A 26,449-nucleotide genomic window follows, 5' to 3' on the forward strand; every position below is an offset into this window, starting at 1 on the left:
ATTAAGAAACGGAGATAAAGAAATATGAGAACTTTAAACACGAGATTTAAACGTTTATTGAGATTAAGAGATTTTGAATTCTTTCAAGTGGAATTAAACGATGATGACAGAACTGCTTTTTTGTTATTCATTGATGAAAGATCGCTAGATTCTGAAGAAGATAATAATGTAAAAATATTTCTAATTTCCCATTTCGAGTTATCTGAATCGTCATATCAAGATGTACTAAGTTTTAATGATGATCTTTTAGGTATGAAATATAATTGTTCATATGTAATGGACACTTTAACTGTTAAAGAGGAGTTTGATTTCGATTTTCCATTTGACATGCTTGCAATTCGAGAGTATGTTCAAGAGTTATTGTCCACTTTAAAAATAGACAAAAAACTCCCTAAACTTAAAGAAACGGATTTTAATTATTTATCTCAAGAATAGTAAGTACGTTAGATAAAAAATAAATATTTAAGTTTAGTTTTGATTTGTCTTTTTGCAAATTGTATTTATCTGGCGATCTTGATATTGTGATAAGAAAACAGCAGATTTCTGAAGATTTCTGAAGGGGTCTGCTGTTTTCCCGACAATGGATTTTTTTACATTCAGTAACATGTTATTAGTGCCACGCCTATTAGATCAATAATTCGGATTCTCCACATTCAATCTCATCTTCAATCTCTGATAATTTAGTTTCAGCTAAAGTTCTTTACTTCTGATTTCGTACATTCCCATAAAAAAAGAAATAATACTCAATCATTTTTGATAAACTGCCTTCTTTTCTTTCAAAATTTCGTAGGTATTCTTAACTTCTTCAACGTCTTTTGATCTCAAATAAAAATTAACATTAGTTCGTGTCTAAAATCTAAAAGTTGATAATATAGGAGGAAGGACATCTTGCTTCATTTCGACTTCTTCTAAAAGGGTTCATTTCTGACTTCTTGTTTTGAGCTTCTTCAGTCTTTTTTTTCTTTATGGTTAAATACCATGAATTCAACTTAGATATTAAAACTTCATATGGAATCCTAACATAATTAAACATTATACTATGTTTCCTTCCCTCTCTTTTAAGTAAATCGGCTAAGTTTTGTATTTATTTATAATTAGTGTGATAACCTAAATGTAAATAAAAAAACGAAAAAAGGTGATCCCATGCCCGCTAACAATAAACCCAACAGCTTAATCACGGAGAAGTCACCTTACTTACTCCAACACGCCCACAACCCAGTGGACTGGTTCCCATGGGGAGATGAAGCCTTTGAAAAAGCAAAACGCGAAAACAAGCCGGTTCTTATCAGCATCGGCTATTCGACTTGTCATTGGTGCCACGTAATGGCTCACGAATCCTTTGAAGACGAAGAAATCGCCGGTATGTTAAATGATAAATTTATAGCCATCAAGGTTGATCGTGAGGAGCGGCCTGATGTGGATTCCGTGTATATGAGAATTTGCCAATTGATGACGGGGCAGGGCGGGTGGCCGCTGAATGTGTTCGTCACACCTGATCAGAAGCCGTTTTATGCGGGGACGTATTTTCCGAAGACGAGCAAATTTAACCGCCCGGGTTTTATCGATGTGCTTGAACATCTGTCCGAAACGTTTGCGAATGATCGGCAGCATGTCGAGGATATCGCGGAAAACGCCGCCGCTCATCTTGAAGTCAAAGTTCATCCGACCGAGGGCATGCTTGGCGAACAAGCGGTACATGACACGTATCGTCAGCTGGCAGGCGGGTTTGATACGGTGTACGGCGGGTTCGGCCAGGCTCCGAAATTTCCAATGCCGCATATGCTCCTGTTTCTGCTTCGCTACTACAGCTATACGGGCAAGGAACAGGCATTGGCCGGCGTAACCAAGACACTCGACGGCATGGCGAACGGCGGTATTTTTGACCACATCGGGTTCGGATTTGCCCGCTACTCGACTGATAATGAATGGCTCGTGCCGCATTTTGAGAAAATGCTGTATGACAACGCCCTTCTCCTCAGCGCTTATACAGAAGCCTATCGAGCGCTACAAACAGATTGCGACGCAGATCGTGACGTTTATTCAGCGGGAAATGATGCATGAGGACGGCAGCTTTTTCTCAGCATTAGACGCCGATACAGAAGGCCGCGAGGGGAAATATTACATATGGTCTAAAAAAGAAATCATGAATCTGCTCGGTGACGAACTCGGCTCACTTTATTGCAAGGTGTATAACATCACAGAACAAGGCAATTTCGAAGGAGAAAACATTCCGAACCTCATTTTCACGCGGCGTGAGGCCATCCTTGAAGAGACCGGTCTTACTGAACACGAGCTGACCGAACGCCTTGAAGGCGCACGAATAAAATTGCTGGAAGCGCGGGAAAACAGAAGCTATCCGCACACAGATGACAAGGTGCTGACCTCATGGAACGCGCTCATGATTGCCGGATTGGCAAAAGCCGCAAAGGTATTTCATGAGCCGGACTTTCTCAGCATGGCGGAAACAGCGATCCGTTTTCTCGAACGGCATCTTATACCGGACGGGCGCGTCATGGTCCGCTATCGTGAGGGCGAAGTAAAAAACAAAGGGTTTATCGATGACTACGCTTTTCTGATCTGGGCTTACCTTGAACTGTATGAGGCAGGTTTTAACCCGTCTTATTTGAAGAAAGCGAAAACGTTATGTACAAGCATGCTGGATCTGTTCTGGGATGAACGGCACGGAGGATTTTTCTTTACCGGGAATGATGCCGAGACCCTTCTTGTGAGAGAAAAAGAAGTCTACGACGGTGCCGTCCCTTCCGGAAACAGCGCGGCAGCCGTTCAGCTGCTTCGTCTCGGCCGCCTGACGGGTGATGTATCGCTGATTGAAAAAGCCGAAGCCATGTTTTCCGTTTTTAAACGGGAAATAGAGGCCTATCCGAGCAGCAGCGCTTTCTTCATGCAAAGCGTACTGGCGCACATAATGCCTCAAAAAGAAATCGTCGTTTTCGGTAGCAAAGATGACCCGGACAGAAAGTGGTTCATTGAAGCGCTTCAGGAGCATTTCACTCCCGCCTATACAATTCTCGCCGCGGAAAATCCGGAAGAGCTTGCAGGCATTTCTGATTTTGCCGCGGGTTATGAAATGATTGACGGAAAAACGACGGTTTACATTTGTGAGAATTTCACCTGCCGCAGACCCACCACGGATATTGATGAAGCGATGAATGTATTACAAATCAGCAGCAGAGCCTAGGCGGCCTGCTGCTTTTCTTTTTTCACAAAACGGAATGCGAGCCATGCGAAGATCATATTGATCACCAGACTCGATATGCAATCATATATTTCATAGCCGCCGGCTGATGAAAATATCGATGGAATGGCGCCGTAAACCGAATGATCCTCGGTGAGAAAGATAAATAAAAACATATTATTGGCAGCGTGACCGCCCAGGGACAGCTCCAGACTGCCCGTTTTAATCGTGATAAAGGTCCAGATCACACCAATGGTGACATATCCGATTCCCGCCCAGAGAGCCCCATTTTCCATCTCCGGATTTCCGAAGTGAAGGACGCCGAATAATCCGCCGATGATGGCAGTCAGAACCACCGCGTTTGCCGTCAATTTCCCGGCGAACTGAAGCAGAAAACCCCGAAAGAGAAATTCCTCCGCAGAGGTTTGAATCGGCACCAAAAAGACGGCCGCCGCTAACAGCAGCAGAAAGCGCGAAGCATGGAATTCCTGAAGCGAGAATCGATCCGGGTGGAATAAAAAATCAACCAGCCCCGCAATAAACATCAGCAAAATATAAGTGCCGAATCCAAAGAAAATCCTCTTCCAGTTCAGCGACTGATTCGGTGTGATAATAGATAAAAACCGCCGTTTCATAATGAAACGAACCGCTATCCAAATGCCTGGAATCGCTATGAAGTAGACGATATGCTGTAAATAAATATCCGCCAGCGGGTCACCTAATGCCAACTCATCCCAGTTTATCGTCAATGACGGATTGAACTCGGATATGAGAAGCATATAAAATACGGTCAATATGCTTCCGAATAAGAACAAACCCACTATGACCAGCAGAGAAAGAAGATATCTCCATACACTATTTTTTCCCTCTGCGGGCCGTACAAAAGTATTCATATTTATGCATCAGCTTCCTTTCCTTCAACATTTTACAATAGAAACAGAAACAGATATAGGAAATTTCATATATTTTTAAGAAGAAAGCGCTATGCCGTTTCCTTCGGCTCTGGTTATTTACACTCTGTTTTTGCCAAAAAAAGACCTTTATAATGTATTTGTCAGATTAATTTACAGTATTTTCTGATTACAATTGCCAAGTCAGGGGGTTTTTTATGAAACATCAGACATTCTCAAATGTAGCGAACCGTTTAGACCGTCTCCCCATTTCACGTGTGCACTATCAAGTATTAACCGCTCTCGGAATCATCTATTTTTTTGATCTCGCTGATCTGTTTACGCTCAGTAATGTGGCTCCGGCGCTGATTGAGCATTGGGGTGTAGAGCTGTCCACCATTGCTGACATTACGGCTGCATCCTTCTTGGGCATGTTTTTAGGCGCCTCTCTCGGCGGAAGGCTGTCCGATCGGATCGGCAGGAAAAAAGCGCTGAATTGTTTTGTCCTTATCTTTTCGATCTCATCTTTTCTGAATGCGCTGGCATGGGACATTCCTTCCTTAATGATTTTCAGATTTTTGACGGGTCTCGGCGTCGCAGCCGCCATGATTGTGACGAACAGCTACTTGGCGGAGTTCTTTCCATCCTCCGTACGGGGAAAATATATCTCCTTTTGCGCCATGATCGGATTAATCGGCGTTCCCGTCACAAACGTCGTATCCGCTTTTGTCATTCCTTTAGGCTCATGGGGATGGCGGCTCGTCTTTGTATGGGGCGCGGCCGGTCTCATTTATTTCTTTTTTATCCGCCGGCTTGAGGAATCGCCGCGCTGGCACGAAAATCGCGGTGCATATAACCAGGCAAACGCCATTATGAATCGGCTTGAAACCCGTGTAGAAAAAGAAAAAGGCCCGCTCCCCGCACCGAAAGAAGCAGCAGAAGTACATGCCGTGAAGCACGCCGGCTACTTAGGACTGTTTCAGGGCAGGAATCTAAAAATCACCATCATCCTGTCAGCGGTATGGATCCTTGAAACCTTTGGCTTTTACGGCTTTGCCTCATGGGTGCCAAGCCTGCTGAAAAGCAACGGCATCACCATGGAAAAAACGCTGTGGTACAATGTGCTGCACTCTGTCGGGGCCCCGCTTGGCGCATTGCTCGGATCCATGATATCCGAAAGGTTCCAAAGGAAATGGATTCTGGCCGCAAGCGCTTTTCTGACTGCAGTCGCCGGGCTGCTGTACGGCATGACGTTTATTCCCGTCATGATTATTGTGTTTGGATTTGTCGTCAACGTCACAGAACGGATATTCACCTCAAATCTATACGCATACACATCAGAGCCGTATCCTACGGAATATCGCTCGGCAGGGAGCGGGCTGGCGTACGGGCTCGGCCGTTTTTCCAACATATTCGGCTCTTTGCTCGTCGGATTTATTGCCATAAAGCTCGGCTACATCAGCGTCTTTTTGTTTATCGGCGGCTGCTGGCTCCTATGTTCCGTTCTGTTAATCCTCTTCGGCCCGAAAACAAATGCACAGCAAATTTAAACAATAAAACAGTGCGGACTCACTCCGCACTGTTACACTGTGATTTCTATCAAATTGCCTTCCCAATCCTCTATCACGCTCTCATAATATCCGTCACCCGTCACGCGCGGGCCGCTTACAACCTGAAATCCGTCGTTTTTAAACGTCTCCGTCAGTTCATTCACCCGCTCCTTGCTGCCTGTAGAAAATGCGAGATGCGCCCACCCGGTCATATTCTGTGACGGCGTTTCCTCAATGCCGCCTTTTTTCATAATTTCCAGCCGGCATCCGGAGTCAAATGAAAGAAAATACGATTTGAAATCCTTTTTCTCATTATGATAAAGGTCATTGGCTTTTGCGCCAAAGTATTTCTCATAAAACTCTTTCATTCGTTCTAAATCTTTCACCCATATCGCTGCATGTTCAATTTTCATATGTCCGCCTCCTTTTTTTTCTCAATCTATTTATAAGCCATGAAATCCATTTCAGCTCAAGTCTTTTTCCGCTGAAATTGGTGCATAATTTGTTTTTTAGCCGTTTCTCCGTTCAAAAACAGCAAAAACGCTTCCTTTCCGACCCGTTCCAAATGAAGTTCCAAGGAAGGAATATTCAAAGCCCGGCTGACGCTCACATTTCCCTCGCCGATGATCTCCACGTCCCATTTCTGTTCTTTCGCAAACTGGTACAAGCCGGCAGCCACATCATCACTGTGTGCATAAATAGCCGTCGGCGGCTTGCTGAAACCCCGGAAGTGCTCACCAGCACGCTTTCCGTCGTCCATATCGTGGCATCCGATTAGAATGCGGGTTTCATCAAAAGAACCGAAAACTGCTTTATAGGCGTTTACCTTATCGGTCGTACTTGGGCTTTTTGCCGCTTCCCGCACACATGTAAAAGCAACGTCTCGATGCCCGCGGTTTTTCAAATACAAAAAGCTCTCTCTGTATGCCGCCTGTCTGTCATTATAAGCGCAGGGAATCGCTTGGTGCTGTGTATATTCACAGGCGACAATGGGGCCGTATTCAAGGTAAGGCACGGCTGTTTCCCATTCATTCGCGCGGGAGGTGACAATCAGTCCGTCAATCTTTTTCATTTTCAACAGTTCGAAATATGTAATCTCTATAGCGGGGTCATAGTTGGTGGGGAGAAGAGTTGTCACGTAATCATGGGCAAACGCTTCCTTCGTGATACCGTTTACAATTTTGTCAAAGCAGGGATGATCACTGTACGGCAATATCACGCCGATCGTATTGGTCTTTCCGCGAATCAGATCAATGGCGGTTCGATTAGGCGTATAATCCAGCTCCTTCATCACTTGATTCACAAGACGCCTTTTCTCCTCAGATACGTACGGATGGTTGTTTAGCACGCGTGATACGGTAGCCACCGACACATTCGCCAGTTTCGCAATCTCTTTTATATTTGCCATGTGCTCCTCCATTTTCGGTAATAAAAAAGCAGCAAGAGTGAATTTCTCTTACTGCTATCTCATCATAAATCCAGTGTCATTTCAACAGGGCAATGGTCCGAACCCATGATATCGGCACAAATGGCCGCCTGGGTGATCCGCTGCTTCAGCCTGTCTGAAACAATAACATAATCAAGCCGCCAGCCGATATTTTTCTCGCGTGCATTCGTCCTGTAAGACCACCAGGAATACGCGCCTTCCTGATCGGGATATAAATAGCGGAATGAGTCGGTAAATCCGGCATTCAGCAGTACGCTGAACGCTTCCCGCTCCTGATCCGAGAAACCTGCGTTCTTTCGGTTGGCTTTTGGGTTCTTCAAGTCTATCTCCCTGTGCGCAACATTCAAATCGCCGCATAATAACACAGGCTTCTTCTGATCAAGCTTTTGCAGATAATCCTTAAAATCCGCTTCCCACTGAAGACGGTAATCAATTCGCTCTAACCCGCGTTTGGCATTTGGCGTGTAACAGTTGACGACGAACACATTCTCAAACTCAAGCGTGATCACCCGTCCTTCTTGATCATGGTCGTCAATTCCCAATCCATAAGAAACTTGCAGCGGCTTTACTTTCGAAAAAACAGCCGTCCCTGAGTAGCCTTTTTTCACTGCATAGTTCCAATAGTCATGGTATCCTTCAGGCTGCAATGATACTTGTCCGTCCTGTACTTTTGTTTCTTGCAGACAAAGAATATCGGCTTTCGTTTCCTGCAGGCAAGTATTGATATCTATCTTTTTCATCACGGCACGCAAGCCGTTTACATTCCAAGAAATCAGTTTCATGTGTTCCCTCCCGCCCGGCTCAGCCGGTATTAACAATCTTACTTCAGTGTTTCAATGTTTCTGCCCTCTAATGCCAGCAGCTGCTTTTTCATTTCTAAACCGCCTCTGAATCCGGTCAGTTTGCCGTTTTTCCCGATGACACGATGACATGGAACCGTAATCAACACCGGATTTGCCCCGATTGCGGCGCCCACGGCTCTTACGGCTGTCGGTTTCTGAATCATTTCTGCAATATCCGAATAGAAGTATGTCTCACCGTACGGTATGTCCATCAGCGCTTGCCATACAGCCAGCTGAAATTCTGTTCCGTAAAGATCCAGCGGCACTGAAAATGCTGATCTGCCGTTTTCGATGTACTCGGACAGCTCTGCCGTGTAAGGCGCCAGTTTTTCATCATCACGCACCAAGCGGTGTTGCGGCATTGCTTTTCCTGTCCACCGCTCAAGCTCTTCAAAGTTTCCATGATTCGAACCTATAAAGCAAAGCCCCGTAGAAGTGGCGGCTGTATACAGACTCCACTCATTCCGTGTGAAGAGTGTCCAATAAACCATAGTCTCTTTACTCATAGTGAATCTCTCCCCGTCCCTTTCCGGCAGTTTTTCTGTATGCTGTAGGCGAACTTCCCGTTCTCTTTTTAAAAAGAGTCGCGAAATGTGCTGTGTTTGGAATTCCGACAGTCAGAGCGATCTCCATAACTGTCTTATCAGTATAGAGTAAAAGGTGTTCCGCCTTCGTCAGTCTTTTTATCTGAATATACTCAATGGGAGACAGCCCCCTGATTTTTTTAAATGTCCGCTGCAAATGATAGGGGCTGCCGTGACACATATCGGCCAGCACGCTCAGAGTCAGTGATTCGTGATAGTGGCTGTCAATATACTCGGTGATTTGCGCAATCCATTCTTCATCAGGAAGACGCAGACCGTTGGGACGGCACCTTTTACAGGGACGAAAATTTCTCTCCAGCGCTGCATCAGCCGTATCAAATACCAGCACGTTTTTCTTATTCGGAACTCTCGACTTACAAGAAGGCCGGCAGAAAATCCCCGTCGTTTTTACGGCATAATAAAATGTCCCATCATAGGAAGCATCATTGTGAATGATTGCATTCCACTTTTCATCTGTCAGGATATTTCTTTCCGTTTTCATCTCAGCCACCCCCTGTTTCTCAGTATAAACAAATCCATTACATAAGTACGCTTATTTGAATAGAGGAGCAAGATAACAAAGATAAGACTCAGAAGCATTTCTATGTTTCATGTGGAACATTTCGGCAGGGGGTTGAGTGATATAAAAAAAGAGCAGGAGCCCGCGGGCTCTTGCTCTTTTCTTTCGGCTTACTCGCCAGTTACGTATGGAAGTAAAGCCATTTGACGTGCGCGTTTGATCGCGATAGTCAATTTACGTTGGTATTTCGCGTTTGTTCCAGTTACACGGCGAGGTAAGATTTTACCACGCTCAGAAACAAACTTTCTAAGAAGATCTACATCTTTGTAATCGATGTGCGTAATGCCGTTAGAAGTGAAGTAACAAACCTTACGGCGTTTCGCACGACCGCCTCTGCGTCCTCCTGCCATTGTCATTTCCCACCTTTCTTGTTATGAATATAGCGATAATCTATTAGAACGGAAGATCATCATCCGAGATGTCAATCGGCTTGCCGTCGTTGGCAAATGGATCATCATTAAAGCTGTTCCCTTGATTTCTTCTCTGGTTGTTCTGATTTCCGCCGAACGGATTATCATTTTGGCCTCCGCCAAAGTATTGGCCTCCGCCGCTGTTTCCTTCGTTGTATCCGCCTGAACCAGAACCGCCGCTGTTTTTAGGCTCAAGAAATTGAACACTTTCAGCTTGGACTTCTGTCACGAAGACACGCTGTCCCTGCTGATTTTCATAATTTCTTGTCTGAAGACGGCCGTCTACGCCGGCAAGGCTTCCTTTTTTAAGAAAGTTTGCAACGTTTTCGGCTTGTTTTCTCCAAGTGACACAATTAATGAAATCGGCTTCACGTTCTCCAGACTGGTTCGTGAATGTACGATTCACAGCTAGAGTAAACGTGGCGACAGCCGCACCGCTTGGCGTATAACGAAGCTCTGGGTCTTTTGTTAGTCTTCCGACTAATACAACTCGGTTAAGCATATGAAAGACCACCTTTTAACATTATATATTTCAAATTGCTTATTCTTCTTCTTTAACAACGATGTGGCGAATGATATCGTCACTGATCTTAGCTAAACGGTCGAATTCAGAAACCGCTGCAGCGTCAGACTGAACGTTTAAGATTTGGTAGAAACCGTCACGGAAATCGTTGATTTCGTAAGCAAGACGACGTTTACCCCAATCTTTTGTTCCAGTGATCTCCGCTCCGTTAGAAGTCAAAACGTTGTTGAAACGCTCGATAACTGCCTTCTTTGACTCTTCGTCAATGTTCGGACGGATAATGTACATAACTTCGTACTTTTTCATCTGTTTGCACCTCCTTTTGGTCTAAGCGGCCCTATAATGGGCAAGGAGCAATAATTCTATTACTCACAAGTTTATATTATACCAAAGCTCTTGTCCCTTTACAACTGTGTCCTATACATTAAATCGGAAATGAATGACATCTCCGTCTTGGACTACATATTCCTTACCTTCCAGACGCACTTTTCCGGCTTCTTTCGCTCCGGACATTCCGCCGCCTGCCAAAAGGTCTTCATAAGCAACCGTTTCAGCGCGGATAAAGCCGCGTTCAAAGTCTGTGTGGATGATACCCGCACACTCAGGAGCTTTCATGCCTTTTCTGAATGTCCAAGCGCGCACTTCCTGTTCCCCCGCCGTAAAGTATGTCGCAAGGCCGAGAAGAGAGTATGACGCTTTAATCAGCTGATCAAGACCTGATTCTTCGATGCCGAGCTCTTCAAGGAACATTTGCTTTTCTTCGCCTTCCAATTCAGCAATTTCAGACTCGATTTTTGCACAGACGACGATAACCTCGGCATTTTCCCCCGCGGCGTACTCACGGATTTTCGCAACGTATTCATTTCCTGAAGGATCAGCCACTTCGTCCTCGCTCACATTTGCCACATAAAGCACAGGTTTTGACGTAAGCAAATGAAGCTGCTTCACAAGCTTTTGCTGTTCTTCCGTAAATTCAACGGAACGGGCAGGCTTTTCTTGTTCGAAAGCTTCTTTTAATTTAGACAGAATGTCAAACTCAAAAACCGCTTCTTTGTCTTTTTGCTTCGCAAGCTTGCTTACCCGCGTGATGCGCTTTTCGACTGTCTCCATGTCGGCAAGAATCAATTCAAGATTGATCGTTTCAATATCATCAATCGGATCGACTTTCCCTGACACGTGCGTAATATTGTCATCAGCAAATGCGCGTACAACGTGGCAGATCGCATCTACCTGACGGATATGAGAAAGAAACTTATTTCCGAGTCCTTCACCTTTAGATGCGCCTTTTACGATCCCCGCGATATCAGTGAATTCAAACGCAGTCGGCACCGTTTTTTTCGGGTTTACCAATTCAGTCAGCTTTTGCAGACGTTCATCAGGCACTTCCACGATTCCCACGTTAGGGTCAATTGTACAGAACGGGTAGTTGGCTGATTCGGCACCAGCCTGGGTAATTGCATTAAACAACGTCGATTTTCCGACATTCGGCAAACCGACAATTCCAGCAGTTAAAGCCATTCTTTCATCTCCTCTATATCAAACCATCATCGTATAAACGTATTGTAAACCTAGAGCAATTATAAGGAGGTTCATAGGAAAAGACAAGCTGAGAAAAAAGCATTTCCCGCACTCTCTCTCCTTAGATTATCCTTTTTTAACCGCTACCAGACAGTCAAAAAGCGTACTTCCCATTCCATTATCGGAATTTGAATCCTTTGTGAGCATGTTGACGGAGCCTCCGAATGCCGACCACATGCCTTCATCTATATTCACCGTCTTGGGGTGAGCCTGCTTCATGATTTTCACCCTGCCGCGCAGACGCCCGCGGTCATTGTATACCTCTGCCGTATCTCCGTCCTGAAGGGCAAGCTCCTCGGCGATATCAGGCGACAGATCCACCTGAATCTGCTGAAGTTTTTCAATAAACGGCACGTGCTGTGAATGGTTAGAGCGCTGCGGGTGAATGGACAGCAGCGTATACGGATATTTCTCGGCCAGCCCGCCGTCGTGATAAACAGACTCCTCCGGCACTTCCAATCGAGGGAGGCCGCTGTATCCTTTCTCTTCTGCCAATGACGAGATGAATTCAAATTTCCCGCTCGGGGTTAAAAATTGGAAATCATCCCACGGGACCTGTTTGACCGGAAGCGGCATATGGCCTTTTTCCTTTAATCGCTCAAGGGTGATCCCCTCTTCCTCCAAAGAAGAAAGCCCCATCTTCAAGAAATCTTCCGTACGATAATCAAACAGCTCTCCGAATCCGAGACGCTTTGCCAGCTCCGTCCAAATCCATCGGTCTGATTTCGCCTCCCCCTGCGGTTCCACAAGCTTCTTTCCATATTGAACATAGTGATGATACATGCTGGAGTAATAAATATCTTCCTCTTCGAAAACAGCGGCCGTCGGCAGCACATAATCACAGAGCTTTGCCGTATCGGTCATGATCGAATCAATAGCCACTGTAACCGGTGTTTTTTCGAACGCTTCCTTCACTTTTTTTGTATTCGGCACTTGTGTCAGCGGATTGCCGCACGTCACGATGATCATCTCAATCGGCGGGTCGGCTGCATTCAACGCTTCTTCGGCTTGAGTCATCATCGAAAACGTTCTTGCGTTTTTTTTCAGATCAGGACGGGTGAGTTCGGTTTTCGCAAAGCTTTCACCGACTTGCACATTTCCAAAGTTTGCGCCGCCGCCTTTAATACCGACATTTCCGCTCGCCGCCGCTAAAGCGTCAATCCAGCGTATCGTCCCGCCGCCGTTTTTATATCTCTGCATCCCAAGACCCATAAAAGTAGAAGCGGGACCGTCTGCATATAGATCAGCAAGATATTCAATCTCTTCTAAAGACGTTTCTGTTTTCTCAATGATCTCATCAAAAGAAATCGCGCGCAGCAGCTTTTCTATTTCTTCAAAACCGACTGAATGCTTTTGAATGAAATCGGCATCCGTTCTGCCGGTTTGGCATAATACTTTCAAAACACCGGCCGCAAGCCAGCCATCCATGCCGGGTTTGACGGATATATACCGGTCGGCAAGCTTTGCGGTCGGATTAAAAATAGGGTCGATGACCGTCAGTGTCGCCCCTTTTTTCTTCACCTGCTGCAAATGATGATAGAGGTGCATATTCGTCCGGGACACATTTCTGCCCCATACGATCACATGCTTGCTGTGATAAATATCAAGCGGTCCATGCCCGTAAGAGTGCCCGAAATCCCAGCGCTGCGCTTCAATTCCGGAACCCCAGCAAATACTTCCCGCAATCTCCGTCACACCGCCGTATCCATTGAAAAAACGCTGGTCGAGCGCCTTCAAAAGACCGTTATTTGCGTAGTCATGACTGTGCAGCACAGCGGCAGTGCCAAACGTTTCCTTAATCACCGCCATTTTTTCAGCAATTTCATCCAACGCCTGTTCCCAGGAAATGCGGACAAATTCGCCGTCTATCTTTTTCAAAGGATAACGAAGCCGTTCCGGAGCATTCGTTTTCGTCTCCAGCATTCTGCCCCGGCCGCAAATTTTTCCTTCTGTAATGGGGTGATTCGGGTCTCCGTCTACTTTCGTCACCTTCCCATCTTCAACTGTCACCAAAAAGCCGCAGCTGTCCCAGCAATTCAGCGGGCACGCTGACTGATGCACTTTGCTCATCGGGCCTCTTCCTCTCCTCTATATGAAAAAGCATGAGCGCCAGCCTTTATGATGTAGGCTCCTCATGCTTGACGAGTACTTTTTTCAGCTTTCTCTCAAAATCTCTTCTCGGAATCATGACACTGTGGGAACACCCCGTACATTTGATCCGAATATCCATTCCCATCCGAATGATTTTCCACCTGTTTTCACCGCAAGGGTGCGGTTTCTTCATTTCAACAATATCATTCAGGCCAAAGTCTTTATCCGCCAAGACCCTTCACCTCTCTTCATAGACTGCTTTATTTATTGTACAAAAAAAGACAGGATAAGAGCAACGGCCGCACTCAAAATGAGCATTATACTTTTTTCCATCTTCCTAATATAGGGTAAAGAAGAAGACATACCAGCAAATAAAGACTTAATAGCCCGTAAATGGGATACAAAATGGCGATTAAATCTGAAAAGCCGATTGTCGTAAAAGGCACCATCACAGCTAAAAGAAGAAAGACGAGCATCCATCTCGGCAATTTCACAAATACAAGCATGCGGCTGGACAGCCCGAACAGGCCGGTCACGGTTGTCGTATAGATGGCTAAAAAAAGTACCGCGGCCATACAAAGAAATAACGGATAAGGAGCGCCTTCAAGGACGGCAAAGAGAGGAATCTCGTATTGTGTGAGACTGCCTGAAAGCTGCACAAGCGTTTCATTGTAGACAAAAGAAATCACACCAAAAATAAGCCCGCTTGCAATACTGGCGATTTTCGCTTCCCCAAGCCCTTTCATATCCTTTCCGACAGAAGAAAGAACCGCCACAACAGAAAGGATGTTTAATGACGTAAAGGTAATACTTGCCGGCCAATTAAATTGCCGGGTCAAATCTATCGTCCACGTGTAATGATGGGTTGTCTGAAAAAAGATCAATGCATATAAAAGCCCGGCTACAAGAATCGGTATCAAAATACTATTCAAAGATAATATTCCTTTTATATCCCAAAAGAATAAAAAGACGGTCACGATGCAAAAAAGAGAAATACCGATCCAAAACGGCAGCTTGTACATTTGCAGCGTCACACCGCCTCCGGCAATCATGACCGTCGTCGTTGAAAACAAATAAAACATAATAAGTACATCATAGATTTTGGCAAGAGCCGGCCCCATCAGATGCTCAAGCACAGGTAAAAAGTGCGTTGATTGAACACGATAGCTGATCTTCAACACTATATAAGCCGAAATGGTGAACATGACTGTAAACAATATAATAGCCAGTCCGCTTTCAACACCGAAAAACTGCCATATTTCCTGCCCGCTTGCATAACCGGCCCCAATCTGGCTGCTTAATATGAGCAGCATCCACCTCATCCCGGCTCTCCACACCCTTATCACCTCATAAAATTTCAGATAATCTCCGCATATTGCTACTATATTGAGTGACAGCGGCAATCATTCATACAAACGGGACAAATATGGTATGATAAAAATAATTGACTAATCAGAAAATTATTTTATGAAATTATTATAAGGAGCCCAAACTCATGTACATCAGGCGTTTAACCGCAAGTGATACTCAGCCCTATTCCAACATCAGACTCGAAGCTTTAAAGGATCACCCGGACGCTTTCGCCGTCAGCCATAATGAGGAGAAAGAATGGCTGCCCGAAAAATTCAAAGCCAGGATCGAAGCCGACAATGCCATCATGCTTGGCGCTTTTGAAAAAGACAGACTGATAGGAATCATTAAGATATCCAAGCAGCCTCTGTATAAACTAAGACACATTGCGATTATCGGTTCTATGTATGTTTCTCCCGAATACCGGGGGTCAGGCGCAGGAAAAGCGTTAATGACCAAAGCCATCAGCCAGGCAAAGAAGATGAAAGACACGGAACAGCTCCATCTCTCAGTTACTTCAACAAATGAACCCGGCAAAAAACTCTGCGCTCAATAGAATTCACCTACAGAAAAAGATCACACGGTCTTATATCTTTCATGAACTTAGAGAACAACAGCTCTAAGTTCTTTTTTCTATCCCGCTCTTTTCAAACAATCGGTATGCTGATCACTGCATAAGCATAAAAAAAGGCGGTGCTGGATATACTGTAAACAACCATACATCATCAAAAACATCAGTGTAATACTCGTATGACATGACAAGGAAGTGAACCCTATGAATCGAAAAGGCGGGCTTTTTTCTCAAGAACGGGCAAAACAATATGTGTCTCATACAGATTCTTCTGCCGCGAATCAAATACAAGCGATCCTTGCTTCATCTTTACGTAAAGCAGCCGGCCGACCGTTAGTCACCGTATGTATCGGTACAGATCGATCGACCGGAGATTCATTAGGTCCGCTCGTAGGAACAAAGTTAGAAAACATGAAATTAGGCAGGTTGCACGTTTACGGTACACTGTCAGATCCCGTTCACGCCGTAAATATGAAAGACAAACTGAAAGATATTCACCATATACATAAAAATCCGTTTATTATTGCGGTTGACGCTTGTTTAGGCCGCGTTAAAAGCGTAGGGTCATTTCAAATCGGCGATGGGCCGCTGAAACCCGGAGCTGGTGTTCAAAAAGACCTTCCTGAGATCGGTGACGTCCATATCAATGGAATCGTCAATGTCAGCGGGTTTATGGAGTATTTTGTTTTGCAGAATACGAGGCTCCATCTTGTTATGAGCATGGCGAATGTTTTAGCAGAGGGATTACAGCTGACAGATAAAACAGAAGGCCGCCAGGAACGGCTCAGTCCGTTTCATAAGCTGACAAGACGTATATAAAAAAACCATCTTTTTTTAAAAGATGGTTTTTACGCTTCTCTTTCAGACAAAAGCTCAAGGATACGTTCAAGGTCTTCATTTGAGAAAAACTCAATCTCAATTTTCCCCTTTTTCTTTTGTCTCTTAATATTGACTGTTGTTCCGAAGTAATTTTGCAAATACGATTCCCGCTCTTTTAACACAACATCTTGAACAGGTTCTTTTTTCTTTGTTTCACGTGGAACATTACTGTTTAATTGCTGAATGAGCTGCTCAAGCTGACGGACGTTAAGCTGTTCTTCAACCACTTTCTTCACAAGCGGTTCAAGCTTGTTTTTATTTTTCAAACCGAGCAGGGTTCTGCCGTGCCCCATGGATAACGTACCTTCTGCAATGAGGTTCTGGATGCTTTCAGGAAGCGTCAGCAGTCTTAAATGGTTGGCAATATGAGGTCTGCTTTTCCCGAGCCGTTTAGCGAGCTGTTCCTGCGTAATATCCAAATGCTTCAGCAGTGAATCATATGCAAGAGCTTCTTCAAGCGGTGATAAATCTTCCCGCTGAAGGTTCTCCAATAGGGCGATTTCCCGCATCAGCGATTCAGATAACTCCCGCACGATAGCCGGCACTGTCTCTTTACCGGCAAGTTTTGCGGCGCGATAACGGCGTTCGCCGGCTACAATATCGTAGCCCTTCAATGATTTTCTCACGATAATGGGCTGAAGAATGCCATGCTGAATGATGGATTCCTTCAGTTCAGCTAATGACTCATCATCAAATTGTTTTCTTGGCTGATAAGGATTGGGGCGTAAATCACTGATCTTAATCTCTTCCACTGTCTCTTCAGACAAATCAACTTGATTAAACAACGCATTAATCCCTTTTCCGAGCCCGCCTTTAGCCATTCGCTGCCACTTCCTTTGCTAAATCTAAATATACTTCCGCACCTCTCGAACGCGGATCGTATAATATGATCGGCTTGCCATGACTCGGCGCCTCACTTAAACGGACATTGCGAGGGATAATGGTTTGATACACTTTATCTCTAAAGTATTTCTTCACCTCTTCTATAACTTGAATACCGAGATTCGTTCTGGCATCAAGCATCGTCAGAAGCACTCCTTCTATCATTAAGTCTGTATTTAAATGTTTTTGCACAAGCCGAACTGTATTTAATAATTGACTCAATCCTTCAAGAGCGTAATATTCGCACTGAACCGGGATAACAACTGAATCTGACGCGGTAAGCGCATTAATCGTTAATAACCCGAGAGACGGAGGACAATCAATAATCATGTAATCGTAATTTTGTTTCACTGATTCTAATGCTCTTTTCAGCCTGACCTCTCTTGAAATCGTCGGAACCAATTCGATTTCCGCTCCCGCAAGCTGGATCGTGGCTGGAATGACATCTAAGTTCTCTACTGAAGTCGGTTTGATAATCTCTGTTACATCTGCGTCATCTACTAAAATATCGTACACACAATGATCCACATCGGCTTTTTCAATCCCTAATCCGCTCGTTGCGTTGCCCTGCGGATCAATATCAACAAGAAGAACCCTTTTACCTATGTAAGCTAAGCAAGCCCCCAGATTAACAGAAGTCGTTGTCTTCCCGACTCCGCCTTTTTGGTTCGTAATTGCTATGATTTTTCCCACGATGTCACCTACCTTCACATGAACATGTACTGTCTTGTTTCTATCTTATCAAAAAAAGAGTAAAGCGTTTTATTTTTTTCATAATTTGTTTATCAGCAAGTGAAAAAAATGTAAACGAAAAAGACACTTTCCCTTATAAGTTCTCCGATAAAGTGACTTTTTTGACTGTGAAAAGACAATATACGACGAAAAAATATAAATTTTTACATTTATAATGTATGGTGTACAATAAATCTATCATTATCCTAAAATAGTTTTTTGACTAAAATAAAAACTCCCCTGCTGATCAGGAGAGTTTTTATTTAGGTATCCGAATGGTAAGCTGAATGTACTCTTCGAATTCTTCTTCCTCAGTATTCAGTCTGACGCCGCTGTCTTCCACCATGGACAATGACTGGCGAATCGTATTCATTGCAATTCGTGTATCTCGGCTGAACGCTTTGCGTCTCGGCTTTGGTTTCTGCTTATTCTGTTCAAGCATTTTCACCACTCGGTCTTCCGTCTGCTTGACATTTAAGCTTTTCTCAATGATTTCCGCAAGCAAAGTGACCTGAAGCTCCGGCTGTTTGAGCGGGATCAGGGCCCTTGCATGGCGTTCCGTGATTTTTTTCTCCATAATCGCATCCTGAACGGGTTCCGGAAGCTTTAACAATCGGAGCTTGTTCGCAATCGTTGACTGGCCCTTTCCTAAACGCTGCGCCAAGGCTTCCTGTGTTAAATCATGAAGTTCTAACAGCCTTGCGTACGCATGAGCTTCCTCAATGGAGGACAATTCTTCCCTCTGCAGGTTTTCAATCAAAGCGACAGATGCCGTTTCCGTATCAGAGAAATCCTTTATAATTGCGGGAATCTTCTCCCATTCAAGCGTCTGTACCGCTCTCCAGCGCCTTTCACCCGCAATGAGCTCATATTGGCCTTCATCTTCTGTATGTCTGACAACAATCGGCTGAATGATGCCGTGTGTATGGATCGTCATTGCTAACTCTTTGATCTTTTCATCTGAGAAAATGGTGCGTGGCTGAAAACGGTTGGGAACGATAGCATGTACCGGTATCTCGAGTATCTCTTCTTTATTTGTATCATGCTCAGCTATCTCCGGTTCCTCTTCCTTCTCACCAAACCCGAAGAAACGAGAGAATGAATGCTTCATGTACCTACACCACCTTTAAAAACTGCCATTTTTATAATTCTATTTTCTCATGGTTTTTCCTGCTGTATCTTCATCAATTTTGCAGAAAATATGATGGAATTGTCACATCAGGCTGTCTAAATTACCCTTCAATTGGCGATTTATTTGGAGTACCCGGTTTTCTCGGATATTTTTTCGGAGTGCTTTTCATCTTGCGAATTAACATAATGTTCCGTTCACTTTCTTCAACGGGAAGTGTAAAGGAATGAACTTGTTCAAGCTCTCCTCCCAATACTTTAATCGCCTTTTGTCCCGCTTTCAATTCTTCATCAGCCGCTGCTGCTTTTAGAGCGGCAAATACGCCGTTTTTCTTGACCAGCGGCAGACAAAGCTCGCTCAGAACAGACAGACGCGCCACTGCACGGGCCGTCACGAGATCAAAGCTTTCCCGGACGTCCTTGCGCTGTCCGAACGTCTCTGCCCTGTCATGGACAAATGTCGTATGCTCTAATTGTAAAGCATCAGCGAGATTTTCCAAAAACGTAATCCGCTTATTCAGTGAATCGACGATGGTGACATGCAGATGCGGGAAGCAGATTTTGATGGGCAGGCTTGGAAAACCGGCACCGGCGCCGACGTCACAAAGAGTGGTGACCTTTTCAAAATCAATATAAAATGCCGCCGTAATCGAATCATAAAAATGCTTGAGATATACTTCCTTTTTCTCAGTGATAGACGTCAGATTCATCTTTTCGTTCCATTCCACGAGCATCTGGTAATACAACTCGAATTGCTCCAGCTGGCGGTCAGAAAGGGAAATCCCTTTCTCCGCTAAACTGGATGTAAATTCCTCTATATTCATGCCGTCATCCTTTCTATTCAGCTACCTTGGCAATACGGCCCTGCTCCAGGTATACCAGCAGGATTGAAATATCTGCCGGATTGACTCCGGAAATACGGGACGCTTGAGCAACTGATAAAGGACGCACTTCTTTCAGCTTTTGGCGGGCTTCAGTTGCAATTCCTTTAATGGCGTCATAATCAATCCGATCAGGGATTTTTTTGTTTTCCATTTTCTTCAGCTTCTCCACTTGCTGCAAGGATTTTTCGATATATCCTTCATATTTCACCTGAATTTCCACTTGTTCCGCCACATCTTGCGGAACCGGAGAATCAGCAGGTGCAAGTTTTGTCACTGTTTCATAGTTCATTTCCGGACGTTTCATTAAATCTGTGCCGCGCACTCCGTCTTTCAGCTCGCTTCCGCCGAGTGAACGGATATATTCCTGATTTTCAGGAGACGGCTTGATAATAACAGACCAGAGACGTTTTTTCTCAGCCTCAATCGCCGCTTTTTTCTTTTCAAACGCTTCATAGCGCTCATCAGAAATTAAGCCGATTTCATGGCCGATTTCCGTCAGACGAAGATCCGCATTATCATGGCGGAGCAGCAGTCTGTATTCCGCGCGTGAAGTCAGCAGACGGTATGGTTCATTGGTTCCTTTCGTTACCAAATCATCGATCAATACACCGATATACGCATCGGAACGGCTGAGGATCACCTCTTCTTTTCCAAGCGCTTTGCGGCCTGCGTTGATTCCCGCCATAATTCCTTGTCCGGCTGCTTCTTCATAACCTGATGTACCGTTAATTTGACCGGCCGTATACAGGTTAGGAATTTTTTTCGTCTCCAGTGTAGGCCAGAGCTGCGTCGGTACGATCGCGTCATACTCAATCGCATATCCGGCTCTCATCATTTGCACCTTTTCCAGTCCCGGAATGGTCGCCAGCATCCGCTGCTGTACGTCCTCAGGAAGGCTCGTGGATAAACCTTGAACGTATACTTCCTGCGTATTCCTGCCTTCCGGCTCAAGGAAAATCTGATGACGCGGTTTATCATTAAACCGAACGACTTTATCTTCAATAGAAGGGCAATATCTCGGCCCCGTTCCTTTAATCATACCGGAATACATTGGCGAACGATGCAGATTGCTGTCGATGATCTCATGAGTCTCAGGACTCGTGTAAGTCAGCCAGCAAGGCAGCTGATCGGTAATGTATTCAACCGTTTCATATGAGAAAGCGCGCGGAACCGGGTCCCCCGGCTGGATTTCTGTTTTGCTGTAATCAATGGAATCGCTTGATACGCGAGGAGGGGTTCCCGTTTTAAAACGAACGAGATCAAAACCGAGCTCCTCTAAGTGCTCAGAAAGTTTAATAGACGGCTGCTGGTTATTCGGACCGCTTGAGTAAGACAGATCACCAAGAATGATCCGCCCTCTTAAATACGTCCCCGTTGTCAGTACGACCGTTTTCGCCTTATATTCAGCACCGGTTTGCGTAATGACACCGCGGCACTCGCCGTCTTCAATGATTAAACGCTCGGCAATCCCTTGAAGAAGTGTCAAATTCGGTGTTTTTTCCAGCGTATGCTTCATTTCATGCTGATATTGGAATTTATCCGCCTGCGCTCGCAGCGCCCGTACGGCCGGACCTTTTCCTGTATTCAGCATTCTCATTTGAATATGAGTTTTATCTATATTTCTTGCCATTTCTCCGCCGAGCGCGTCAATTTCGCGGACGACAATCCCTTTCGCGGGGCCGCCGACAGACGGATTACATGGCATAAACGCAACCATATCAAGATTAATCGTCAAAACAAGCGTTTTAGCTCCCTGGCGCGCGGATGCGAGCGCAGCCTCAACACCGGCATGCCCGGCGCCGATGACAATCACGTCGTATTGGCCTGCTTCATACCCCATGGTTTTTTCCTCCCTTTTATTTACCTAAACAAAATTGTGAAAAGAGCTGATCAATTAAGCTTTCGTGGACGGCATCACCGATGATTTCGCCCAGCAGCTCCCAGCACCTTGTCAGATCAATTTGCACCATATCAATCGGAACATCCTGCTCAATTCCATTCAGTGCATCATCAATGGCTTGCTTTGCCTGATGCAGAATCGAGATATGACGGGTGTTGCTGACATATGTGAGATCTCCGCTTTCGATCGCTCCTGTATAAAATAGCGACTGAATCGCTTCCTCTAAATCTTGAATGCCTTCTTCTTTCAGCAATGAGGTCGTGACGACGGGCCTGCCTTTCGCAAGCTCTTTGACGCGCTCAGCGTCAATCTTAGCCTCGAGATCCGTCTTATTCATAATGACAATGACGTCCATTCCCTCAACCGCTTCAAATAATTTCACATCTTCTTCAGAAAGCTCTTCGCTGTGGTTAAGCACAAGCAAAATGAGATCCGCTTCCTTCAGAACCTGGCGTGACCGTTCTACACCGATTCTTTCGACGATGTCTTCGGTCTCACGGATTCCGGCGGTATCAACAAGCCGGAGCGGCACGCCTCGGACATTGACATATTCCTCAATCACATCACGCGTCGTTCCCGGAATATCGGTTACGATCGCCTTCGTTTCATGGACAAGACTGTTAAGCAAAGAGGATTTCCCTACGTTCGGACGGCCGATGATGACGGTAGACAGTCCCTCGCGCAAAATTTTCCCCTGCTCAGACGTACGGAGCAGCGCCTCGATTTCTTTCTTCACGCCGCTCGCCTTCTCCACTAAGAGCTGATGCGTCATTTCTTCGACGTCATCATATTCCGGATAATCTATATTAACCTCAACATGGGCAAGTGTTTCTAATAATTCATCACGTAGACGGCGGACAAGTGCGGAAAGCCGTCCTTCCATCTGATTCATGGCGACATTCATGGCACGGTCCGTTTTGGCCCTGATCAGATCCATCACCGCTTCCGCCTGTGACAGGTCAATCCGTCCGTTTAAAAATGCGCGCTTCGTAAACTCACCGGGTTCTGCCAGCCTCGCGCCTTCTCTTAAAGCAAGCTGGAGCACCTGATTAACCGTCACAATCCCTCCGTGACAGTTGATTTCGATGACATCTTCCCTTGTGAATGTTCTGGGCGCTCTTAAAACAGACACCATCACTTCCTCAATAATCCGTCCCGTAGTGCTGTCTGCAATATGCCCGTAATGAATGGTATGCGATTCTGCCGAACTGAGCGTTTTGCCTTTCGGACCCTTGTACATTTTGTCGGCAATTTTTACGGCTTCCGGCCCGCTCAGCCGAACGATCGCGATCGCGCCTTCACCCATCGGAGTTGAAATCGCTGCAATTGTATCCATGCTGTTCACCTCTCTTTATCTCTGTTTCCATCTATATAAAAAATTTTATTTACGCCAAAATTAAAAGATAACATAGTTTGGTTTGAAGTGGAAGATACGTTATCCACAAAGGCAGAAATTCATCCCTTATTACTTTAACTTATCCACATGTGAATAACAATTAATTTTATTTCCTAAAACCTTTTTTATCAACAGCATACACCGAAAAAGAAAAAACTTAAACGCCAAAAGTATGATTCTGCTTAGGAATAGAGCCAATTTTGCCAATAAAAAAACCGAAGTTCCGATTTTACCCGGACTTCGGTTTTCTGCTATCTTTATGGGAAATAACGAGATGGCGGTACCGGCCTTCACCGGTAGAAAAAGTTTTGATATTTGGATGCTTCGCCAGAGCGTCATGGATGATTTTTCTTTCACCAGACGGCATCGGTTCTAAATGCACATCTTTTTTCGTTTTCGATACCTGCTTGGCCAGCCTGTTTGCCAGCTGATCCAGAATTTCTCTTCTTTTCAGACGATAATTCTCAGCGTCGACAACGGCTTGGCGGTACTGGCCGGAGCCGCGGTTCAACACAAGCTGCGTCAATGTTTCCAGGGCATTGAGTGTTTGTCCTCTCTTACCAATGAGCAGCGCCGCTTTTTCACCCTTAATATGAAAACAAACTGTTTTTTTGTTTTCCTCCGTGACAATCTCGGAAGGCCCGGCAATGGTATTGATGATTTCTTCCAGATACGCTTTCGCTTCCTGAACGGAATTTTTTTTCTCTTTCAGTTCTACGATCGCATTCTTTTTTCCGAAAATACCCAAAAACCCTTTATATTCTTCCTGCACCACCGTTATTTCTACTTGATCTTTCGTCAGTTGAAGTTCCTGAAGGCCTGATTGAACTGCTTCTTCGACATTCCGTCCCGCAGCAGTCACCTTCTTCACTTTTTCTTTCCTCCCGCTTTCTGCGTTTCCGGATCGTGTTTAATGTCCGGTCCTTTAATAAGGAATGTCTGAGCAATCATAAACAAGTTTCCGACTACCCAATAAAGAGAAAGCGCGCTCGGGAAGTTGATCGCAAATACGATGATCATGATCGGCATAATCCATACCATCATTGCCATTTGAGGATTCTGAGAAGGATTTCCGGCCATCATCAGCTTCTGCTGGACAAAAGTGGCCACACCGGCAACGATAGGAAGAATATAGTAAGGATCTTTCTCGCCTAAATCAAACCATAAAAAGCTATGCTGTGAAATGGCTTGCGTACGCATAATAGCGTGGTAAAATCCGATCAAAATCGGCATTTGAATCAGGATCGGGAAACATCCCGCCAGCGGGTTTACCCCATGCTTTGAAAACAGGGCCATTGTTTCCTGCTGAAGCTTCTGCTGCGTTTTTTGATCTTTTGAGCTGTATTTTTCTCTAAGCTTCTGCATTTCGGGCTGCAGCGCCTGCATCGCTTTTGAGCTTCGAAGCTGTTTGATCATCAGCGGCAGAATCAGCAGACGGATTAAAATCGTAACGATGATGATCGATAAACCATAGTTATCGCCCGTCAGTTTCGCTACGTACGTAATGACTTCTGACAATGGATATACAACATATTTGTCCCAGAAATGCGGACTATTCGCCGTAATCGGCTCTTTTACACTCGAGCATCCGGCCAGCAGCACGAGCATACCGACCATACTCAGTAGTAACCATATTCTCCTTTTCAAGAACGTTTCCTCCTATACCATTCTTTATAAACCTTGTATGTATTTTAGCATCTTTCAGTTTTAAATGGCGGTCATTTTTCGCCAAACAAAAGGAAGCGCTTTTAAAAACGTGAAGAAAACAAAATATGAGCTATTTCGACGAAGATTTCTTATATAAAGAGGTTTTTCTGAATAAGTGCTGCAGACTTTTTTTCGTTTCTTCAATACTGAGTTCAGCTGCGGGTTTTCTAGCGATAATAATAAAATCTTTCGGCTTGAGAAGCTCTTTTTCCTCCTGGATCGCCTGCCTGATTAAACGCTTCACCCGGTTGCGCACGACGGCATTGCCGATTTTTTTGCTGACAGAAAGCCCTACCCGGAGCTCTTTCTGCTGCGGCTGATCAAGGGTATACAGCACGAACTGGCGGTTTGCCATAGACGTTCCGCGTTTAAACACTTTTTGAAAATCTTCATTTTTCTTTAACCGATTTCGCTTCTTCACTTTGATTCACTCCGATATTCACTCGCAGAAACTTTTATTTCTATCTAAAAAAAACGGGCCGCCGGAAAACTGAAGAAATTTCTCCAGTTCCGGGCGACGCGTGATCTCTTTTCTCATAATGTGAAAAAAGACCACTGACATTATTCAGTGGCCTAAGCTGATAATACTTTTCTGCCTTTGCGGCGACGGCGTGCTAATACTAGACGACCGTTTTTTGAACTCATACGGCTTCTGAAGCCATGAACTTTACTGCGTTTACGGTTATTCGGTTGGAATGTTCTTTTCATTTATGACACCTCCCTCGAGGAATAGCTGTTAAAGACAGTCTTACTTATTATATTTGTGCTGCCTATTCATTGTCAACTTCAGCAGTGCTTTTATTTCTTACAACCATAATAGGATAACATACCTTAACCAGTTTAGAAACCTTAATTTTCATATTCCTTTTTTTAGCGCAAAAAAAAGGCCCCGGCCTCTGAAAAAAACGGCATGTGGATAATTTTTTGGTCGTTTTTTAATATCCACAATCGTTATCGACAACATTTTCACATTGCTAACCCCTGTGGACAAAGATTTTTCAACAAGTTGTCAGGTTTGTGGATAAGATTACGAGAACCGTTGCAAGTCCTCGCTTAATTTGATATTATATTTGTGTTTTAACTCTTAATTACTTATCCAGCCTATTCTCTTTATCCACAAAGTGTGGATAAGTTGTGGATTGTTTCTACACAGCTTGTGTAGATTGTTGTCCACAACTTGTGGAATTTGTCGAAAAGCTATTTTTCTACTATACTATATGTTTTCAACATTTCGTGTGTACGAATGGTCAGAGCCATATGCTCTTTTTTTGTGTTCTATAACAGGGAAAGATCGCTGATTTTAAAAGAAAAGGAGGGCTGTGCCGGATA

General features: G+C 44.7%; 29 protein-coding genes. 6 read left to right on the top strand and 23 right to left on the bottom strand.

Annotated features, from left to right (window positions below):
• Positions 1-87: 87 nt before the first annotated feature.
• The 3 genes from MHH91_RS20550 to MHH91_RS20560 all read left to right on the top strand — a co-directional run bounded on the left by MHH91_RS20550 (position 88) and on the right by MHH91_RS20560 (position 3,199).
• Positions 88-435: a hypothetical protein gene (locus MHH91_RS20550; RefSeq protein WP_041481748.1), complete on the top strand. Its 348-nt coding sequence runs from the start codon at positions 88-90 to the stop codon at positions 433-435.
• Between the two features lie 708 nt (positions 436-1,143).
• Positions 1,144-2,061: a thioredoxin domain-containing protein gene (locus MHH91_RS20555; protein WP_237701440.1), complete on the top strand. Its 918-nt coding sequence runs from the start codon at positions 1,144-1,146 to the stop codon at positions 2,059-2,061.
• On the top strand, positions 1,958-3,199 hold the full coding sequence (locus tag MHH91_RS20560) for a thioredoxin domain-containing protein (protein WP_235600102.1): 1,242 nt from the start codon (positions 1,958-1,960) through the stop codon (positions 3,197-3,199). The genes MHH91_RS20555 and MHH91_RS20560 overlap by 104 nt, the downstream gene beginning before the upstream one ends.
• On the opposite strand, the gene MHH91_RS20565 is transcribed toward MHH91_RS20560, so the two are convergent.
• Positions 3,196-4,089, bottom strand: coding sequence for a CPBP family intramembrane glutamic endopeptidase (locus MHH91_RS20565; RefSeq protein ID WP_014471328.1), 894 nt, complete (start codon positions 4,087-4,089; stop codon positions 3,196-3,198). The genes MHH91_RS20560 and MHH91_RS20565 overlap by 4 nt on opposite strands.
• A 215-nt stretch (positions 4,090-4,304) precedes the next feature.
• Between MHH91_RS20565 and MHH91_RS20570 the strand changes: the two genes are divergently transcribed.
• A complete protein-coding gene (locus MHH91_RS20570) occupies positions 4,305-5,636 on the top strand; it encodes an MFS transporter (protein WP_013354256.1) in 1,332 nt (443 codons plus the stop codon).
• A gap of 32 nt (positions 5,637-5,668) precedes the next feature.
• Here MHH91_RS20570 and MHH91_RS20575 read toward each other — a convergent pair whose 3' ends face one another.
• From MHH91_RS20575 to MHH91_RS20630, 12 genes are all read right to left on the bottom strand, one after another.
• Complete coding sequence (locus MHH91_RS20575; protein WP_013354257.1) at positions 5,669-6,049, bottom strand: VOC family protein; 381 nt, start codon at positions 6,047-6,049, stop codon at positions 5,669-5,671.
• 56 nt (positions 6,050-6,105) lie between these two features.
• Positions 6,106-7,044, bottom strand: coding sequence for a LacI family DNA-binding transcriptional regulator (locus MHH91_RS20580; RefSeq protein ID WP_014471329.1), 939 nt, complete (start codon positions 7,042-7,044; stop codon positions 6,106-6,108).
• Between the two features lie 62 nt (positions 7,045-7,106).
• A complete protein-coding gene (gene xth / locus MHH91_RS20585; RefSeq protein ID WP_340978621.1) occupies positions 7,107-7,865 on the bottom strand; it encodes an exodeoxyribonuclease III in 759 nt (252 codons plus the stop codon).
• Between the two features lie 38 nt (positions 7,866-7,903).
• Positions 7,904-8,431, bottom strand: a complete 528-nt coding sequence (locus MHH91_RS20590; RefSeq protein ID WP_013354261.1) for a methylated-DNA--[protein]-cysteine S-methyltransferase — start codon at positions 8,429-8,431, stop codon at positions 7,904-7,906.
• Positions 8,424-9,011, bottom strand: coding sequence for a bifunctional transcriptional activator/DNA repair enzyme AdaA (locus MHH91_RS20595; protein ID WP_013354262.1), 588 nt, complete (start codon positions 9,009-9,011; stop codon positions 8,424-8,426). The genes MHH91_RS20590 and MHH91_RS20595 overlap by 8 nt, the downstream gene beginning before the upstream one ends.
• 188 nt (positions 9,012-9,199) lie before the next feature.
• Positions 9,200-9,439: a 30S ribosomal protein S18 gene (gene rpsR / locus MHH91_RS20600; RefSeq protein WP_004392983.1), complete on the bottom strand. Its 240-nt coding sequence runs from the start codon at positions 9,437-9,439 to the stop codon at positions 9,200-9,202.
• Between the two features lie 43 nt (positions 9,440-9,482).
• Positions 9,483-10,001, bottom strand: a complete 519-nt coding sequence (gene ssbA / locus MHH91_RS20605) for a single-stranded DNA-binding protein SsbA (RefSeq protein ID WP_013354263.1) — start codon at positions 9,999-10,001, stop codon at positions 9,483-9,485.
• Positions 10,002-10,040: 39 nt separating this feature from the next.
• On the bottom strand, positions 10,041-10,328 hold the full coding sequence (rpsF, locus tag MHH91_RS20610) for a 30S ribosomal protein S6 (protein WP_013354264.1): 288 nt from the start codon (positions 10,326-10,328) through the stop codon (positions 10,041-10,043).
• A gap of 111 nt (positions 10,329-10,439) precedes the next feature.
• Positions 10,440-11,540 (bottom strand): redox-regulated ATPase YchF, encoded by a 1,101-nt coding sequence (gene ychF / locus MHH91_RS20615; RefSeq protein WP_013354265.1) that lies wholly within the window; start codon positions 11,538-11,540, stop codon positions 10,440-10,442.
• 126 nt (positions 11,541-11,666) lie between these two features.
• Positions 11,667-13,670 carry a molybdopterin-dependent oxidoreductase gene (locus tag MHH91_RS20620; RefSeq protein ID WP_014472421.1) on the bottom strand — a complete coding sequence of 668 codons (2,004 nt, stop codon included), beginning with the start codon at positions 13,668-13,670 and terminating at the stop codon, positions 11,667-11,669.
• Between the two features lie 46 nt (positions 13,671-13,716).
• Positions 13,717-13,923 (bottom strand): DUF951 domain-containing protein, encoded by a 207-nt coding sequence (locus MHH91_RS20625; protein ID WP_004392973.1) that lies wholly within the window; start codon positions 13,921-13,923, stop codon positions 13,717-13,719.
• 85 nt (positions 13,924-14,008) lie between these two features.
• Positions 14,009-15,013 (bottom strand): YkvI family membrane protein, encoded by a 1,005-nt coding sequence (locus MHH91_RS20630; protein ID WP_041481692.1) that lies wholly within the window; start codon positions 15,011-15,013, stop codon positions 14,009-14,011.
• Positions 15,014-15,186: 173 nt separating this feature from the next.
• Between MHH91_RS20630 and MHH91_RS20635 the strand changes: the two genes are divergently transcribed.
• A complete protein-coding gene (locus MHH91_RS20635; RefSeq protein ID WP_013354268.1) occupies positions 15,187-15,597 on the top strand; it encodes a GNAT family N-acetyltransferase in 411 nt (136 codons plus the stop codon).
• A 219-nt stretch (positions 15,598-15,816) separates the two neighbouring features.
• Positions 15,817-16,431, top strand: coding sequence for a spore protease YyaC (gene yyaC, locus MHH91_RS20640; protein ID WP_013354269.1), 615 nt, complete (start codon positions 15,817-15,819; stop codon positions 16,429-16,431).
• Between the two features lie 29 nt (positions 16,432-16,460).
• Here yyaC and MHH91_RS20645 read toward each other — a convergent pair whose 3' ends face one another.
• From MHH91_RS20645 to rpmH, 10 genes are all read right to left on the bottom strand, one after another.
• Entirely contained in the window at positions 16,461-17,312 is an 852-nt protein-coding gene (locus tag MHH91_RS20645) for a ParB/RepB/Spo0J family partition protein (protein ID WP_014471333.1), read from the bottom strand.
• Positions 17,305-18,066, bottom strand: a complete 762-nt coding sequence (gene soj / locus MHH91_RS20650) for a sporulation initiation inhibitor protein Soj (RefSeq protein ID WP_004392964.1) — start codon at positions 18,064-18,066, stop codon at positions 17,305-17,307. Before soj ends, MHH91_RS20645 begins: the two co-directional genes overlap by 8 nt.
• Before the next feature lie 298 nt (positions 18,067-18,364).
• On the bottom strand, positions 18,365-19,216 hold the full coding sequence (gene noc, locus MHH91_RS20655; protein WP_007615083.1) for a nucleoid occlusion protein: 852 nt from the start codon (positions 19,214-19,216) through the stop codon (positions 18,365-18,367).
• 121 nt (positions 19,217-19,337) lie between these two features.
• Positions 19,338-20,057 carry a 16S rRNA (guanine(527)-N(7))-methyltransferase RsmG gene (gene rsmG / locus MHH91_RS20660; RefSeq protein ID WP_013354272.1) on the bottom strand — a complete coding sequence of 240 codons (720 nt, stop codon included), beginning with the start codon at positions 20,055-20,057 and terminating at the stop codon, positions 19,338-19,340.
• 13 nt (positions 20,058-20,070) lie between these two features.
• A complete protein-coding gene (gene mnmG, locus MHH91_RS20665) occupies positions 20,071-21,957 on the bottom strand; it encodes a tRNA uridine-5-carboxymethylaminomethyl(34) synthesis enzyme MnmG (RefSeq protein ID WP_004392959.1) in 1,887 nt (628 codons plus the stop codon).
• A 16-nt stretch (positions 21,958-21,973) separates the two neighbouring features.
• On the bottom strand, positions 21,974-23,353 hold the full coding sequence (mnmE, locus tag MHH91_RS20670; RefSeq protein WP_007409903.1) for a tRNA uridine-5-carboxymethylaminomethyl(34) synthesis GTPase MnmE: 1,380 nt from the start codon (positions 23,351-23,353) through the stop codon (positions 21,974-21,976).
• Between the two features lie 289 nt (positions 23,354-23,642).
• The gene (gene jag, locus MHH91_RS20675; RefSeq protein WP_013354273.1) at positions 23,643-24,284 is read right to left on the bottom strand and encodes an RNA-binding cell elongation regulator Jag/EloR; all 642 of its coding nucleotides are present in this window, start codon (positions 24,282-24,284) and stop codon (positions 23,643-23,645) included.
• On the bottom strand, positions 24,281-25,030 hold the full coding sequence (gene spoIIIJ / locus MHH91_RS20680) for a YidC family membrane integrase SpoIIIJ (RefSeq protein ID WP_014471334.1): 750 nt from the start codon (positions 25,028-25,030) through the stop codon (positions 24,281-24,283). The genes jag and spoIIIJ overlap by 4 nt, the downstream gene beginning before the upstream one ends.
• Positions 25,031-25,190: 160 nt before the next feature.
• Positions 25,191-25,541, bottom strand: a complete 351-nt coding sequence (gene rnpA, locus MHH91_RS20685) for a ribonuclease P protein component (RefSeq protein ID WP_013354275.1) — start codon at positions 25,539-25,541, stop codon at positions 25,191-25,193.
• Positions 25,542-25,693: 152 nt separating this feature from the next.
• On the bottom strand, positions 25,694-25,828 hold the full coding sequence (rpmH, locus tag MHH91_RS20690) for a 50S ribosomal protein L34 (protein WP_003178075.1): 135 nt from the start codon (positions 25,826-25,828) through the stop codon (positions 25,694-25,696).
• Positions 25,829-26,449: the final 621 nt, after the last annotated feature.

This window comes from Bacillus sp. FSL K6-2819 (genome assembly GCF_038008305.1).
Taxonomy (GTDB): domain Bacteria; phylum Bacillota; class Bacilli; order Bacillales; family Bacillaceae; genus Bacillus; species Bacillus amyloliquefaciens.

What these genes read in the sequence shown, in the direction of transcription:
- MHH91_RS20620 (WP_014472421.1), bottom strand. Translation starts at nt 13,670, where the DNA reads ATGAGCAAAGTGCATCAGTCAGCGTGCCCGCTGAATTGCTGGGACAGC.
- MHH91_RS20630 (WP_041481692.1), bottom strand. Translation starts at nt 15,013, where the DNA reads ATGAGGTGGATGCTGCTCATATTAAGCAGCCAGATTGGGGCCGGTTAT.
- MHH91_RS20645 (WP_014471333.1), bottom strand. Translation starts at nt 17,312, where the DNA reads ATGGCTAAAGGCGGGCTCGGAAAAGGGATTAATGCGTTGTTTAATCAA.
- mnmG (WP_004392959.1), bottom strand. Translation starts at nt 21,957, where the DNA reads ATGGGGTATGAAGCAGGCCAATACGACGTGATTGTCATCGGCGCCGGG.
- xth (WP_340978621.1), bottom strand. Translation starts at nt 7,865, where the DNA reads ATGAAACTGATTTCTTGGAATGTAAACGGCTTGCGTGCCGTGATGAAA.
- ychF (WP_013354265.1), bottom strand. Translation starts at nt 11,540, where the DNA reads ATGGCTTTAACTGCTGGAATTGTCGGTTTGCCGAATGTCGGAAAATCG.
- rsmG (WP_013354272.1), bottom strand. Translation starts at nt 20,057, where the DNA reads ATGAATATAGAGGAATTTACATCCAGTTTAGCGGAGAAAGGGATTTCC.
- spoIIIJ (WP_014471334.1), bottom strand. Translation starts at nt 25,030, where the DNA reads ATGGTCGGTATGCTCGTGCTGCTGGCCGGATGCTCGAGTGTAAAAGAG.
- MHH91_RS20590 (WP_013354261.1), bottom strand. Translation starts at nt 8,431, where the DNA reads ATGAGTAAAGAGACTATGGTTTATTGGACACTCTTCACACGGAATGAG.
- MHH91_RS20575 (WP_013354257.1), bottom strand. Translation starts at nt 6,049, where the DNA reads ATGAAAATTGAACATGCAGCGATATGGGTGAAAGATTTAGAACGAATG.
- MHH91_RS20580 (WP_014471329.1), bottom strand. Translation starts at nt 7,044, where the DNA reads ATGGCAAATATAAAAGAGATTGCGAAACTGGCGAATGTGTCGGTGGCT.
- rpsF (WP_013354264.1), bottom strand. Translation starts at nt 10,328, where the DNA reads ATGAAAAAGTACGAAGTTATGTACATTATCCGTCCGAACATTGACGAA.
- MHH91_RS20635 (WP_013354268.1), top strand. Translation starts at nt 15,187, where the DNA reads ATGTACATCAGGCGTTTAACCGCAAGTGATACTCAGCCCTATTCCAAC.
- MHH91_RS20565 (WP_014471328.1), bottom strand. Translation starts at nt 4,089, where the DNA reads ATGAATACTTTTGTACGGCCCGCAGAGGGAAAAAATAGTGTATGGAGA.
- mnmE (WP_007409903.1), bottom strand. Translation starts at nt 23,353, where the DNA reads ATGGATACAATTGCAGCGATTTCAACTCCGATGGGTGAAGGCGCGATC.
- yyaC (WP_013354269.1), top strand. Translation starts at nt 15,817, where the DNA reads ATGAATCGAAAAGGCGGGCTTTTTTCTCAAGAACGGGCAAAACAATAT.
- MHH91_RS20555 (WP_237701440.1), top strand. Translation starts at nt 1,144, where the DNA reads ATGCCCGCTAACAATAAACCCAACAGCTTAATCACGGAGAAGTCACCT.
- MHH91_RS20595 (WP_013354262.1), bottom strand. Translation starts at nt 9,011, where the DNA reads ATGAAAACGGAAAGAAATATCCTGACAGATGAAAAGTGGAATGCAATC.
- rpsR (WP_004392983.1), bottom strand. Translation starts at nt 9,439, where the DNA reads ATGGCAGGAGGACGCAGAGGCGGTCGTGCGAAACGCCGTAAGGTTTGT.
- rpmH (WP_003178075.1), bottom strand. Translation starts at nt 25,828, where the DNA reads ATGAAAAGAACATTCCAACCGAATAACCGTAAACGCAGTAAAGTTCAT.
- MHH91_RS20560 (WP_235600102.1), top strand. Translation starts at nt 1,958, where the DNA reads ATGACAACGCCCTTCTCCTCAGCGCTTATACAGAAGCCTATCGAGCGC.
- ssbA (WP_013354263.1), bottom strand. Translation starts at nt 10,001, where the DNA reads ATGCTTAACCGAGTTGTATTAGTCGGAAGACTAACAAAAGACCCAGAG.
- noc (WP_007615083.1), bottom strand. Translation starts at nt 19,216, where the DNA reads ATGAAGCATTCATTCTCTCGTTTCTTCGGGTTTGGTGAGAAGGAAGAG.
- MHH91_RS20570 (WP_013354256.1), top strand. Translation starts at nt 4,305, where the DNA reads ATGAAACATCAGACATTCTCAAATGTAGCGAACCGTTTAGACCGTCTC.